Here is a 14,509-nt window from a genome sequence, read left to right as displayed (position 1 = left end):
TATCGGCAGTCTATAGCATCTTTAACGTTGTACATGCAATTTATTCTCCAGCGCCTATCATTAAAAACCTCTCATGTTGGCAGGATAAAGTCTATTTCTTCATAAATTTTTGCATAGAATATGTAATTTTTTTATTATTTAAATTTCCAAATTGTTCTTGCTTATTTAAGTTCTCCGGATATTATCACGAGCTCTACTGAATCAAAATACTCTCGTATTTCCCTTTAAAAATTTTAAAATACGCAATTTTTCTATTACATCAATTTGGGTTTTATGACGAAAGTGTTTCTTTAACTGTTAGAGCTAACTGTTTGAGTGTAAAGGGTTTAGATAAAAAACCAAAAACAGCATCTTGTGGAAGATTCTTAGCAAAAGCATCTTTTGCATATCCAGAAACAAAAAGAAATTTGATATCAGGGTAGCTTTTACGCACTTCCTTCAATAAAGTAGGCCCATCCATTTCTGGCATCACCACATCGGAAACAATAATATCAACAATGCCTTTTTTTTCCTCAAGAATAGAAAGGGCTTCCACCCCACTAGCTGCCTCCAAAACCGTATATCCTCTCATTTGAAGAGCTCTTACCCCCCCCATTCTGACCGCATCCTCATCTTCAACCAATAAAACAGTCGCAGATCCTGTTAAATCTATATTTTTATCTTTCTCTTCATCTTTTTCAATCTTTTGAGAGATTTCTCCTTTTATATCTGGGATATAACGGGGCAGAAAAATATGAAATGTTGCTCCTTCTCCCTCTTTACTTTCACAATAAATATACCCACCGCTTTGCTTGATAATTCCATAAACCATCGATAAACCAAGGCCTGTTCCTTTTCCAACTTCTTTTGTTGTAAAAAATGGCTCAAACATTTTTTCTTGTATAGCAGCAGATATCCCAGTCCCTGTATCTGAAATAGTCAATTGCACATATTCACCACTTGCTAAACCCAGATGATTAAATTCAGCACTTTGTTGTTTTGTAATATTGTTTGTCGCAATCGTAACAATACCGCCATCAAACATGGCATCACGCGCATTAATAACCAAATTCATAATCACACGCTGAAAAGAAGCTTGATCAACTTCAACGCTCCACAAATCTCTTCCATGGATAATTTTTAACTGAATATTATTCCCCAAAAGTGGTAAAACAAGATTGCGAATATCGGATAAAAATTCTGTGAAATCAACCTCTTCAGGTCGAAGTGTTTGTTTTCTAGAAAAAGCGAGTAATTTCTGTACAAGAGCAGCAGCACGATTAGCATTATTTTTAATATTGATGAGATCAGCATGGGCAGGATCAGAACTACGATGCGTATTTAAAAGAAGATCACATGACATTAAAATTGCTGTTAAAACATTATTAAAATCATGAGCAATACCACCTGCCAATTGTCCAACAGCTTGCATCTTCTGACTTTGCATTATTTTATCTTCAAGTGTTTTTTGTTCTGTTGTTTCAATGACAGAGATAATGACCAAATCTTGTAGTGCATCACCATGATAGGGTGGAACAGACATAACATGGAGGCGCAAATGGCGTTCTTCATTCTTTTCCAAAACCGTTTCCAAAGAAACAAAATAATTTTTATTGGTCGCAATTTTCTGAAAAGCACGCTCTAACTGCACACAATCACGACGAGAAATAATATCATAAAAGTTGATAGTCTTATCCATACACGCCGTAAGTGATGAAAAAGCATTATTCATGTGAATCAATTTCCCTTGCCGATTTACCACGGCGATTGCAAAAGGACTCGCATCAAAATATTCACCTAATATACTGGGCAATTTTGCTTCATCAGCCTCTTCTTTTTGTATTTGCTGTGGAATGATCACAATACGATAAACGGCTTCCTCCTCTAAGAGAGGAGAAGCAGAAATAAAACAATGAAATATTTTTTCACCTATCGTCTGTGAATTTAAACACAATGAAAATCTATAAGGTAAAGGGTAACCTGAGTTTTGATATCTATTAGTTTGTAAACAAATATCACTCCATGAACTTTTAGCGCCAACGCTCTCAAATAATGAATCAAAATGATATTGACCAACTGAGAAATTTGCTAAATCAATTGAAAACCATTCGGCAAAAACCGCATTGGCATAGAGAAGTGCACCTTGTGTATTAATGGATATAAAAGCAACAGGTGCCTGATCTAAGTGATTAATCGCCTCTTGAAGGTTAGAGAAAAAAACTTCTCGGTTTTGTTGTAAATGCGAAATATCGCTAATGCGCCAAAATAAAAGATTTTTTTTCCGTTTTGTAATAGGTTGAACAGAGATATTATACCAAAAAGATTTTTTTTGTGTAGAATCGATAAAAATTGGTTGCTCTACTCTTAACTCTTCTTGCGCTGAAAGATTATTATAGGCAGCAGCTTTTAAGCGATAGGAAAGTGCACCAGCTCCTGGAAGATCAGCAATAACCCTATAACAAGACCCTTCAGGCTTATAGGTTAGAATTTTTTGATAGTTTTGATTAGAATAATAAACAAAACCAGAAAGATCAGAGATTACAATCGCATCATCGCTTCTATTAAAGAAGCTAAAATCAAAATCTTCATGCAACCACAATGCATGATATCTTAAAATTCCCATTCCACTTAAAATGAGTGTTGCAACACCAATAGTGGCTAGAATCAAAAAAGATGCTACCACAGCCTTTTGCAAATAACTTTGTGGATAAAAAAAATCTAAAACGCCCACAGTAAAAAGGAAAACAAAGATAAAAATAACACCTAAAATCACAACTCTCCGACGAACAAAATACGAAGACGCTGATCTTTCATTATTCTCAAAACCTTTATCCATCTCTCTTTGCCTTAGATTTAGCTGTCTCTTATACCAAGAAACTTCCTTTATATTCATTGTTATAAAATATATACTATGATATTACCTTTCTAAGAAAGCTCACTTAATGTTAAAAAGTTTATTTGTTTGTCTTTAAGTGAAACTTTTAAGGGGATGTTTATAAATTTATCTCAATAAAAAACGATAGTTTCCATACCAAAATGGGAGAAAATCTATGGTTATCTGGTTATCAGACCAAATAGGTATATCTGCTGCAAACATAACGATAAGCTTTTTGTTTTTTATAATAACAATCACAGCTATTATCATAATTATCTTTTTTTTACGCCGTTTGAATATGGGAAGATTCAACACTAATAGAAAAAAAAATCTATCACGGTTAGCATTATGTGAAGCAATTTCTATAGATCGAACACGCCGCCTTGTTTTAATCCGTTGTGATAATAAAGAACATTTACTCCTTATTGGCGGATTAACAGATGTTGTTGTAGAATCGGATATTACCAGCACATCCAGCACACAGAAGAAAGAAATACATCCCCACCCCACCTCCTCCCTTACAGAAAGAAACGAGACGACAGATAAAACCTCCTCTTCTTTTACGAATCAAACGGTAAAAGATTCAGCCATCACGGCCGAAATTGAAGGGCGACAAGAACCATCTTTGTTTATTCCTACCCCTCCAAAATAAAATATACAATTTTATCTCTAGAAACTTCGTTTATTTATCGCTCTCATAACTTTAATCATCACGATAAACTCTTTCACGACGTTCGTGACGTTCTTGTGCTTCCAGCGACAAAACGGCAATCGGCCGAGCCTCAAGACGCTTGATACTAATGGGCTCGCCGGTTTCTTCACAAAAACCATATGTCCCATTATCAATTCGCTCCAAGGCAGCATCTATTTTTGAAATAAGTTTTCTTTGACGATCACGAGCACGTAATTCAATTGTACGATCAGTTTCACAAGATGCCCTATCGGTCAAATCAGGTTGACCAACATTCTCTTCCTGCAAATTTTCCAAAGTCTCACGCGCTTCTTTTAAGATATCATTCTTCCAAGAAACTAATTTAGCACGAAAATATGCTTTCTGCCGTTCATTCATAAAAGGCTCATCTTCACTAGGGCGATATTGAGCATCAATCTCTTCGCTCATGCAATAAAAAACCTCCACATCTGCTCTGTGGGGTCTATATATTGTGCAATACCCATCAACACAAGAATAAAATGTTCTTTCATAACAATCTACAAATATGTCTAAATACGCTGTTTGAACCTAATCGCTTTTTTGCCTAAGTTGGAACTTTGATCAAAGATTACCCCAAAATCATCTTTCTCATTTATTAAGAAACCTCAAAAAGAAGAAAGTTCCAAGCAATCTCTCTCCTCCTTTTTCAGTGCACTAAAATTTAAATGGAACACCGATAAATCGTTTCACCAATACAAAAAATAAAAATCTTTATAAAGGTAAAGTATGATATCCGCGATTCAAATACATCAAAGCATCTTTTCCGTGACTACGATTGATTGCAACAACTTCACCAATCAAGACACAATGGGTTGCATGCTCATGCCAACAAATCAAACGACAATCAAAAGAGGCTAAAGCATCTGAAAGACTAGGCGCTCCCGTCTGCAAAGTTCCCCATTGAGTCCTATCAAAACGCTCATTTTGTGTAACATTGCAACGCCTTGAAAAGGCATCCGCTAATGGACGATGTTTTCCTGCCAAGCTATTAACACAAAAAATTCCATTCTCCATAAACACATGATTCTTCAGATTATGGCGCATAAGACAAACAAGAAGCGTTGGAGGATCATCTGATAAAGAACAACACGCCGAAACGGTTACACCGCGCTTTCCTTTAATGCCATCTGTTGTCACAATATGCACAGCGCCTGCAAAATGGCTCATAGCATCTCGATATTCTTGCGAAGAAACGGTAATATTATGTTGAAGTTTAGGCACCAAACATGTTTTATGATTCGACATATCTTTCACTTATCAAACTTTAAAATTTCAAGCGGTCTTTGTATAAAAAAATCTATAATACGTATTTTTCTTTTTCGTCATAACACAAAAGATATTTGTGTATACACAGCGACATGATAAAAACAGCCAATCAAGGAGTTTTTTATGCCCCATTCTCATCTCATTTCACCTTCGCTCTTGGCGTCTGATTTTTCTAAACTTGGTCAAGAAATATTAGATGTTGTTGATGCTGGTGCAGATTGGCTCCATCTTGATATTATGGATGGGCACTTTGTTCCTAACATCACCTTTGGCCCTGAAATTATCAAGGCTCTGCGTCCATTCACCAAAGCAATATTTGATGTGCACCTGATGATCAAACCTGTTGATCCTTATTTGGAAGCTTTTGCAAAAGCGGGTGCAGATATTATAACCATTCATGCTGAAGCAAGTCCCCATCTTCATCGTTCACTCCAGACAATCAAAGCAATGGGTAAAAAAGCAGGAATTGCACTCAATCCAAGCACCCCTGAACATGTCCTTGAATATTTGCTTGATCAATTAGATCTCATCCTCATCATGACCGTCAATCCCGGTTTTGGTGGACAAAATTTTATCCCAGAAATAAAAGATAAAATTAAGTGCGTTAAAAGCATGATTGCAAACCGCCCTATTGATCTTGAAGTTGATGGTGGTATCACCGTTGATACAATTGGAATAACTGCAAAAGCTGGTGCAAATGTATTTGTCGCAGGCTCTGCAATTTATAAAAACGGAAACAAAGAGCTTTACAAAACACGCATAAGTGCATTGCGCCAAGCAGCACTCCTCTCACAACAAGGAAAAAAATGATGATCGCACGTTATTCCCGCCCTGAAATGGTCGCAATTTGGTCTCCCGAAACGAAATATCGTATTTGGTTTGAAATTGAAGCCCATGCCTGTGATGCTCTTGCTCAACTGGGAGTTATTCCGAAAGAAGCCGCCAAAGTCATTTGGGAAAAAGGGGCAGCCGCTAAATTTGATGTCAATCGTATTGATGAAATTGAAGCTGTTACCAAACATGATGTTATTGCTTTTCTAACCCACCTCGCTGAATTCATTGGACCAGAAGCACGTTTTATCCACCAAGGTATGACATCATCTGATGTTCTTGATACAACGCTGAGCATTCAATTGATGCGTGCGAGTGATATTTTGCTCAAGGATATAGACCAACTCCTTGAAGCCTTAAAAAAACGTGCTTTTGAACATAAAGAAACCATCACTATTGGGCGGAGTCATGGCATTCATGCTGAACCAACGACATTTGGAGTCAAATTCGCTCTCGCATACGCTGAGTTTTCCCGTTGTCGCAAACGTCTTCTAGCTGCACGCGAAGAAATTTCTACTTGCGCAATTTCGGGCGCTGTAGGAACTTTTGCCAATATCGATCCACGCGTTGAAGAACACGTCGCAAAAGCCTTGAGGATGCGTGCTGAACCCGTTTCCACCCAAGTTATACCACGGGATCGTCATGCGATGTTTTTTGCAACACTTGGTGTTATTGCATCTTCTATTGAAAGGCTCGCGATAGAAATACGCCATTTACAGCGAACGGAAGTTCTCGAAGCAGAAGAACATTTCTCACCAGGGCAAAAAGGTTCATCAGCAATGCCTCATAAACGTAATCCAGTTTTAACAGAAAATTTAACGGGATTAGCCCGTATGGTCCGTGCATTTGCACTCCCTGCCATGGAAAACGTAGCACTTTGGCATGAACGTGATATTTCTCACTCATCTGTCGAGCGTTATATTGGCCCTGATGCAACGATTACACTTGATTTTGCTCTTTCTCGCCTCACATCTGTCATTGAAAATCTCATTGTCTATCCAGAAAATATGCAAAAAAATCTCAATAAATTCCGAGGTCTTGTTCACTCACAACGGGTACTTTTAGCACTCACACAAGCAGGAATCAGTCGCGAAGATGCGTATCGGATTGTACAACGAAATGCGATGAAGGTTTGGGAACAAGGAAAAGATTTTTTAGAAGAACTGCTCAACGACAAAGATGTTAGCAAAGCTTTAAGTGAACCAGAGCTTCGAGAAAAATTTGATCTTTCTTATCACACCAAACATATCAATACGATTTTTAAACGTGTTTTTGAACAACAATAGAACAACATAGAAAACCTAAATCTATTCCCTCTATGATCAAAAAACTCTTGTAACAAAGAAAACAATTCATGAAAGCAAATCAACTCGATATCCTTATTGTTCCTGGCTACAAAGGATCTGGCCCTGATCATTGGCAAACACGTTGGGAAAAAAAACTGTCGACAGCCCGCCGTATAGAACAAGCCCATTGGTCAAAACCTGTTTGTGATGAGTGGGTTAATGAAGTTAAAACCGCCATCACACAAGCTCAAAGGCCTGTTATGATTATTGCTCATTCACTAGGCGTTCCTACCGCACTTCATGCAACTGTACAAAATGCAGAAAAAATTTGTGGCGCTTTCTTTGTTGCGCCTCCAGATGTTGCCAATGAGAAAATACGTCCTAAACATTTAATGACATTTGGTCCCTATCATCGTCAAAAGTTGCCTTTTCCTTCTATTGTCATAGCCAGCCGTAATGATGAATTTTGTCAATTTTCAGTCGCAGAAAAAATTGCCAATGACTGGGGCTCACTCTTTTTTGATGCTGGGTATTCTGGGCATATTAATGCAGAATCTGGGCACGGACCTTGGCCTGAAGGGCTTATGGTCCTCTCTCACTTTCTTGCAAAAATTTGACTCAAAAGAGGTAATCCTTTTTCTCATTGCCTCTGTCTCTCCACCTTTGGATAGATGTATCATGACAAAAATTATAAAAGTATCGTAGCAATATCATTGAGAATTTCTATCAATTAGGATAGTATCGTCTACCAGTATTATTAAAAACTTCTCAAAATAAATAGAGAATCGTAATGAATCGTCGCCACCGTATTTATGAAGGCAAGGCTAAAATTTTATATGAAGGACCTGAACCAGGAACTTATATTCAATTTTTTAAAGATGATGCTACAGCCTTTAATGCCAAGAAACATGAAATTATCGACGGAAAAGGGGTTTTAAACAACCGAATTTCGGAACATATCTTTAGCCATCTTGGACGTTTGGGCATCCCAACACATTTTATCAAACGCATAAATATGCGCGAACAGCTTATTAAAGCGGTGGAAATCATCCCATTGGAAGTTGTTGTTCGCAATGTCGCGGCTGGCTCTCTTGCAAAACGTTTAGGACTAGAAGAAGGAACCCTACTCCCGCAATCTATCATTGAGTTCTACTATAAAAATGATTCTCTCGATGATCCGATGGTAACAGAAGAACATATCACTGCCTTTGGGTGGGCTGTCCCACAAGAGCTAGAAGATATCATGCAACTTTCAATTCGTATTAATGATTTTCTTTCTGGGCTTTTTTCCGGTGTCAACATCCAGTTAATTGATTTTAAAATGGAGTTTGGTCGCCTGTGGGAAGATGAAACAATGCGCATTGTTCTTGCTGATGAAATTTCACCTGATTCTGCAAGACTATGGGATATGCAAACACGAGAAAAAATGGATAAAGATCGTTTTCGTCGTGATATGGGGGGGCTTATTAATGCCTATCAAGAGGTTGCCAAACGCCTTGGTATTATGAATGAAAATGAACCAACTCGGCCAAGTGGTCCCGTATTGGTAAAATAAGAAAACGCGTCAAGGTAAAATAATTACCATCTTCTATAAATACACCTCTTCAAAGGAGAGGTTCTTTTGACAACAGGAAGCAAAAAATGAAAGCACGCATTATAGTTACTTTAAGAGAAAGCGTCCTTGATCCACAAGGAGAGGCAATTGTCGGTGCTTTAAAAAGTTTAGCTTTCGAAGGTATTCACTCCATTCGTCAAGGAAAAGTTTTTGATATCGTTCTTGATGATCAACCGTCTGAAACAGCAAAGAAAAAACTTGAACAGATGTGTGAAGAATTACTCGCAAATACTGTCATTGAAAATTATACTATTGAACTTCTTTAAGTGGAACACTCATGAAAACTGCCATCATTCAACTTCCTGGATTAAATCGCGACCGAGATATGGTTGCAGCATTGCATCATATAACAGGAGTTGAGCCACTCAAAATTTGGCAAACAGAAACAACAATTCCCGATGTAGATGTTATTATTATTCCTGGTGGTTTTTCTTATGGCGACTATTTGCGATGTGGGGCTATTGGAGCACGAACCCCCGTCTTAAAAGCTATTCGTGAAAAAGCACAAGAAGGCATTACAATCATAGGTATTTGTAATGGATTTCAAATTTTGTTGGAAGCTGGATTGCTCCCTGGAACTTTAATGCGTAACGCTTCTTTAAAATTTGTTTGTCGTGAAGTCAAACTTGAAGTCGTTAATGCCAGGACAAAATTTTCTCGATATTATTCTAAAGGACAAATTATTCGTTGTCCTGTTGCCCATCACGATGGAAATTACTTTGTTGACGATGAAACGTTAAAACAAATGGAAGATAATGAACAGATTGTTTTTCGCTACGCAGAAAATACAAACCCTAACGGCTCAATAAAAAATATTGCTGGTATTGTTAATAAAGCTGGTAATATTCTTGGTATGATGCCCCATCCTGAAAACTTTATTGAACCCGCTCATGGAGGAATTGACGGTCGTTTACTTTTTCAAAGCACTTTAGAATTAACCAATGGATGATGCCACAAAAGGTGTTATCCTCTAAAAGCATAAAAATAAAGGTCTATATCATTTCTTAGGTTGTAAATTTATAAACAGAAGTTCTATACAAATAACAATGGATATTATTTTCTAAACATATAATTATTTAAGATTGTTTTTTGGTCTTGAAACCCAACCAACCAAACGAACAAAATTTCAGCTTAGGGTCTATGAATATTTTAATGATTAAACACGTAATTTTCCATAATCTAAACTGCTAGATTAAAAAAAATAAAATGCTGAATTTCGATTAATTTGACGGATAAATGCTCATGAATCCTTGCAATAACATCACGATTACACCAGAGCTCATTGCACAACACGGCCTAAAAGAGGATGAATATCAACGTATCCTAACGTTAATCGGGAGAGAACCAACATTTACTGAATTGGGAATTTTTTCTGCAATGTGGAACGAACACTGTTCCTATAAATCCTCTAAAAAATGGCTCAAAACTCTTCCGACAGAAGGAAAGTGTGTCATTCAAGGTCCTGGTGAAAATGCTGGTGTTGTTGATATTGGTGAAGGACAATGTGTTGTTTTCAAAATGGAAAGTCATAACCATCCTTCTTATATTGAACCGTATCAAGGGGCCGCAACAGGTGTTGGTGGTATTTTACGTGATGTCTTTACAATGGGTGCCCGTCCTGTTGCAGCGATGAATGCATTGCGTTTTGGTGCTCCTGATCACCCCCGAACACGCCATCTTGTCTCTGGTGTTGTCTCTGGAATAGGGGGGTACAGCAATTCTTTTGGTGTTCCAACGGTTGGTGGAGAAGTCAATTTTGATGAGCGTTATAATGGTAATATCCTCGTTAATGCTTTTGTTGCCGGCATTGCAAAGACAGATGCCATTTTTTATTCCAAAGCACAAGGCGTAGGGCTCCCTGTTGTTTATCTTGGTGCAAAAACAGGGCGAGATGGTGTCGGTGGCGCAACAATGGCTTCTGCTGAATTTGATGATTCAATCAGTGAAAAACGCCCAACTGTTCAAGTTGGTGATCCTTTTACAGAAAAATGTCTCCTTGAAGCATGTTTAGAGCTCATGGAACTTGGAGCCGTGGTTGCTATTCAAGATATGGGGGCTGCAGGTCTCACCTCTTCTGCCGTTGAAATGGGTGCAAAAGGAAATCTAGGAATACAACTTAATCTCGATACAGTTCCCGTTCGTGAAGAAAACATGACAGCCTATGAAATGATGCTTTCTGAAAGCCAAGAGCGTATGCTCATGGTCCTTAAACCAGAACTAGAAAAGCAAGCCGCAGCCATTTTTCATAAGTGGGGGCTTCATTTTTCCATTATTGGAAAAACAACCGATGATTTACGTTTCCGTGTATTTCATCAAGGAGAAGAAGTTGTTAATCTCCCCATCAAAGAACTTGGTGATGAAGCACCTGTTTATGACCGTCCTTGGAGCGAGCCTGTAAAAAAAGCACTTCTGAAAGCAGAAGACGTCAAAAAAGTTGAGAATCTTGGTGATGCACTTCTGACCTTATTGAATTCTGCTGATCAAAGTTCACGGCGCTGGGTTTATGAACAATATGATACACTTATTCAAGGAAATAGCCTCATTTGTCCAGGAGGTGATGCAGGTGTTATCCGCATAAGCAATAAGAGTAAACGAGCTCTTGCTTTTTCTTCTGATGTAACGCCGCGCTATTGTGAAGCAGACCCTTATGAGGGAGGAAAACAAGCTGTCGCAGAATGTTGGCGAAATATTAGTACGACAGGTGCAATACCACTAGCTGCGACAGATAATCTCAATTTTGGAAACCCTGAAAAACCTGAAATCATGGGACAACTGGTTTTGGCTATTAAAGGCATCGGAGAAGCTTGCAGAATCCTCGACTTCCCCATCGTTTCAGGCAATGTTTCTCTTTACAACGAAACAAATGGGGAAGCTATTCTTCCTACCCCCACAATTGCTGGTGTAGGCCTTCTGAGTGATTGGTCTAAAATGGTAACAATAAGTGGTATGCAAAATGGAGATAGCATCATTTTAGTGGGAGATTGCGGTTCTCATTTAGGACAATCAATTTATGCACGTGACATTTTAAATATTGATGCAGGTGCCCCTCCTCCCGTAGATTTAGAACTTGAAAAAAGACATGGTCAGTTCGTTCGAGATATTATTCATAACGGTTTTGTTCATGCCGCTCATGACATTTCTGATGGGGGATTAGCGATTGCACTTGCAGAAATGGTCATTAAAGCAGCTAAAGGAATCAAAGCGAAATTAAGCAATAAATCTCCCCACCATGCAGAACTTTTTGGAGAAGACCAAGGTCGTTATCTTCTAGCCGTCAAACCTGAAGCTCTCAATAATCTTAAAGAATATGCACAAACCCATGCCGTTTCTTTAACAGAGCTAGGTCAAGTTGAGGGAGATTCTCTTAACATAGATGGGGTATTCACACTTTCAGTCGAAAGTCTTACACAAGCCTATGAAAACTGGTTTCCACAATTTATGGGTGAAGAGTAAAAATTTATTCTTTCTTGTGAAACGGCTCTTACAAAAAGATGAATAATATAGGAGAATAATGATGGCAATGAGTGCCCATGCAATTGAAATGCTTATTCGTGAAGGTATTCCCGATGCTACAGTCATAATTCGTGATCTTGCTGGAGATGGGGAACATTATGCTGCAGAAGTTATTTCTGAAAGTTTTCGTGGTAAAACCCGCGTTCAGCAACATAAAATGGTCTATGATGCCCTTAAAGGCAATATGGGAAATGACCTTCATGCCTTAATGTTGCAAACAAATATCCCAAAATAGTCTAAATTTTCTTCTTGCATTCATTCGTTCAATACGATTAAAACGAGTACGAACATAATTACACATTTATAAAAATCTGAAATATCGAGGGATAAAAATGACCACTGTTCATGATTTTATTGATAACGAGATTAAAACAAACGACGTTATTTTATTCATGAAAGGAACTCCTGAAGCTCCACAATGTGGTTTTTCAGGACAAGTCGTTCAAATCCTTGACTATTTGGGATTAAATTATAAAGGAATTAATATCTTAACTTCTGACGAACTGCGTCAAGGGATCAAAGAATACTCAAATTGGCCAACAATTCCACAGCTTTATGTCAAAGGTGAATTTATTGGAGGCTGTGATATTGTTAAAGAAATGTTTCAAAACAGTGAGTTACAGGAACTTTTGAAAGAAAAGAATATTCCTTATAACCCATCATAGGTATCTTTCATTTTATTCAGACTCTTAAAAAGAGCTGTTTTCAGACGAAATTTTTATTTCAAGGATACCGTATGTCATATTCAGTTGATGAACAGATGCATAGTGATGCGATTAAGAAAAAAATTGGCTATAAAGAATTTGTTATTCTTATTGCTTCACTCATGGCCATTAATGCTATAGCTGTGGACATTATGTTGCCAGCTATGCCTAATATTTTGGAAGGCTTAAATGTTCTCAACGAGAATGATCAACATTATATCATTTCGAGTTATCTTATTAGCTATGGTATTGCTCAAATATTTTTCGGTCCAATAAGTGATCGATATGGGCGACGCAAACTTATACTTATTGGGCTTGCTTTTTATTCATTTACGGCGATTGGCTGTGCCTTTGTAAAGGATTTTTCTCTCCTGCTTATTTTGCGTGTTTTGCAAGGCATTGGAGGCGCATCTATGCGGGTCCTTACAGTTTCCGTCGTACGTGATCTCTACAATGGTCGAAAAATGGCAGAGGTTATGTCTATTGTTATGATGGTTTTTCTTGTTGCACCTATGATTGGTCCCGCAACAGGACAGATCATTTTGCTTCTCGGACATTGGCAATTTATTTTTATTTTCATGGCAATGATTGGTTTTGGGCTAATGATTTGGATTCTATTCCGCTTTCCTGAAACACTTCATGAACAACGCCCTCTTTCTTTTTCTTCCATTAAACACAATTTATGGATTGTCGTTACAAATCGTACAACACTTTGCTATACACTCGCAACGTCCATCATTTTAGGCTGTATTTTTATTGCTGTTAATACATCACAACAAACCTATGAAGGAATTTATAACTTAGGCTTTTGGTTTCCGATAGCATTTGCCATCGGTGCCGCATTTCAAGCTTTTTCATCGTTTATGAATTCTCAACTTGTCGGACGTCTTGGAATGCGACGGATTGCCCATGCTATGCTTTTGCTCTTTTGCGCCACTTCATGCATTTGGTTTATTGAATCCGTCTTAGCAGGTGGCGTTATCTCTTTTCCCTTTTATATGGCGTTATATTGTATATTAATGTTTACCTGCGGTGGTATTATGGCCAATTTCAATACACTCGCTCTAGAATCTGTGGGCGAAATTGCTGGTACAGCCTCTTCTGTCTCCGGATTTCTCCAAACATCTATCGGTGCAGGATTGAGCTTTTTTGTAGCGCAACAATTTAATGAAACAACCATCCCAAACTCAGCAGGATTTTTCTTTCTAAGTCTCATTGCTATTGTTCTTGTTTTATGGGCTGAACGTGGTCATCTCTTTAGGCAATATCATCATAATCCTAACGAATAGATATTGCTAAAAGCAAGGCTAATACACCTCTCTTGAACAAGAAAGGTATGCCTATCACAAAAACAGAATACCCCTACGATACTCTCTTGTGTTACATATTCATGTATAGTTTTTAAAAGTACACTTCTCAAAACATAAAATCATTTCACGATAGTAGCCGTGGATAATATAATGGTAAAACAATAAAATGTATAAAAACACTTCTATCATCCTCACACTTATGAAGTATGAAAGCCCATTGTATTTAAACTCCGTTCCCAATGTTACAAAAACTCTTGGCACTTGAGACAGCTCAGCAAAGATATTTTTAATTCTTCTCTTCATAAATTTCTATCTACCCCCCCACTTTTGATGTAGCAAACAGATTATTTTGATTGTTTCAATATAAACAAGATTGAAATAAAAAAATCCATGAATATTATAGCCCCTCTCATTTAAG

The 14,509-nt window shown here is 37.7% G+C and carries 14 protein-coding genes; 11 read left to right on the top strand and 3 right to left on the bottom strand.

All coding sequences use genetic code 11. The features are described from left to right. Positions 1-271: 271 nt before the first annotated feature. A complete protein-coding gene (locus D1093_RS04140; RefSeq protein WP_120100851.1) occupies positions 272-2,815 on the bottom strand; it encodes a response regulator in 2,544 nt (847 codons plus the stop codon). Between the two features lie 214 nt (positions 2,816-3,029). On the opposite strand from D1093_RS04140, the gene D1093_RS04135 reads away from it, so the two are divergent. Then, complete coding sequence (locus D1093_RS04135) at positions 3,030-3,506, top strand: flagellar biosynthetic protein FliO (RefSeq protein ID WP_120100849.1); 477 nt, start codon at positions 3,030-3,032, stop codon at positions 3,504-3,506. A gap of 51 nt (positions 3,507-3,557) precedes the next feature. Here D1093_RS04135 and dksA read toward each other — a convergent pair whose 3' ends face one another. Both dksA and D1093_RS04125 read right to left on the bottom strand, forming a co-directional pair. Beyond that, the gene (dksA, locus tag D1093_RS04130) at positions 3,558-3,974 is read right to left on the bottom strand and encodes an RNA polymerase-binding protein DksA (RefSeq protein ID WP_120100848.1); all 417 of its coding nucleotides are present in this window, start codon (positions 3,972-3,974) and stop codon (positions 3,558-3,560) included. A gap of 303 nt (positions 3,975-4,277) precedes the next feature. Continuing rightward, a complete protein-coding gene (locus D1093_RS04125; RefSeq protein WP_120100846.1) occupies positions 4,278-4,811 on the bottom strand; it encodes a flavin reductase in 534 nt (177 codons plus the stop codon). A gap of 144 nt (positions 4,812-4,955) precedes the next feature. Between D1093_RS04125 and rpe the strand changes: the two genes are divergently transcribed. From rpe to D1093_RS04075, 10 genes are all read left to right on the top strand, one after another. Continuing rightward, positions 4,956-5,642 (top strand): ribulose-phosphate 3-epimerase, encoded by a 687-nt coding sequence (gene rpe / locus D1093_RS04120; protein WP_120100845.1) that lies wholly within the window; start codon positions 4,956-4,958, stop codon positions 5,640-5,642. Next, positions 5,642-6,949 (top strand): adenylosuccinate lyase, encoded by a 1,308-nt coding sequence (gene purB / locus D1093_RS04115; protein WP_150222354.1) that lies wholly within the window; start codon positions 5,642-5,644, stop codon positions 6,947-6,949. Before rpe ends, purB begins: the two co-directional genes overlap by 1 nt. A gap of 68 nt (positions 6,950-7,017) precedes the next feature. Further along, the gene (locus tag D1093_RS04110; protein ID WP_120100843.1) at positions 7,018-7,566 is read left to right on the top strand and encodes an RBBP9/YdeN family alpha/beta hydrolase; all 549 of its coding nucleotides are present in this window, start codon (positions 7,018-7,020) and stop codon (positions 7,564-7,566) included. Positions 7,567-7,739: 173 nt separating this feature from the next. Beyond that, positions 7,740-8,504 carry a phosphoribosylaminoimidazolesuccinocarboxamide synthase gene (gene purC / locus D1093_RS04105; RefSeq protein WP_120100842.1) on the top strand — a complete coding sequence of 255 codons (765 nt, stop codon included), beginning with the start codon at positions 7,740-7,742 and terminating at the stop codon, positions 8,502-8,504. Between the two features lie 86 nt (positions 8,505-8,590). Then, on the top strand, positions 8,591-8,830 hold the full coding sequence (gene purS, locus D1093_RS04100; protein WP_120100841.1) for a phosphoribosylformylglycinamidine synthase subunit PurS: 240 nt from the start codon (positions 8,591-8,593) through the stop codon (positions 8,828-8,830). An 11-nt stretch (positions 8,831-8,841) separates the two neighbouring features. Further along, entirely contained in the window at positions 8,842-9,513 is a 672-nt protein-coding gene (gene purQ / locus D1093_RS04095) for a phosphoribosylformylglycinamidine synthase subunit PurQ (protein WP_120100839.1), read from the top strand. Positions 9,514-9,806: 293 nt separating this feature from the next. Continuing rightward, a complete protein-coding gene (gene purL, locus D1093_RS04090) occupies positions 9,807-12,017 on the top strand; it encodes a phosphoribosylformylglycinamidine synthase subunit PurL (RefSeq protein ID WP_120100838.1) in 2,211 nt (736 codons plus the stop codon). Positions 12,018-12,078: 61 nt separating this feature from the next. Beyond that, on the top strand, positions 12,079-12,312 hold the full coding sequence (locus D1093_RS04085; protein ID WP_120100837.1) for a BolA/IbaG family iron-sulfur metabolism protein: 234 nt from the start codon (positions 12,079-12,081) through the stop codon (positions 12,310-12,312). Between the two features lie 97 nt (positions 12,313-12,409). Beyond that, positions 12,410-12,742, top strand: a complete 333-nt coding sequence (grxD, locus tag D1093_RS04080; RefSeq protein ID WP_120100835.1) for a Grx4 family monothiol glutaredoxin — start codon at positions 12,410-12,412, stop codon at positions 12,740-12,742. A gap of 71 nt (positions 12,743-12,813) precedes the next feature. Next, positions 12,814-14,070: a multidrug effflux MFS transporter gene (locus D1093_RS04075; protein WP_120100834.1), complete on the top strand. Its 1,257-nt coding sequence runs from the start codon at positions 12,814-12,816 to the stop codon at positions 14,068-14,070. Positions 14,071-14,509 lie beyond the last annotated feature (439 nt).

It is taken from the genome of Bartonella kosoyi, assembly GCF_003606325.2.
Classification (GTDB): domain Bacteria; phylum Pseudomonadota; class Alphaproteobacteria; order Rhizobiales; family Rhizobiaceae; genus Bartonella; species Bartonella kosoyi.
The sequence above is the reverse complement of the archived record's forward strand: the minus strand, read 5'-3'. Positions and strand labels throughout refer to the sequence as shown.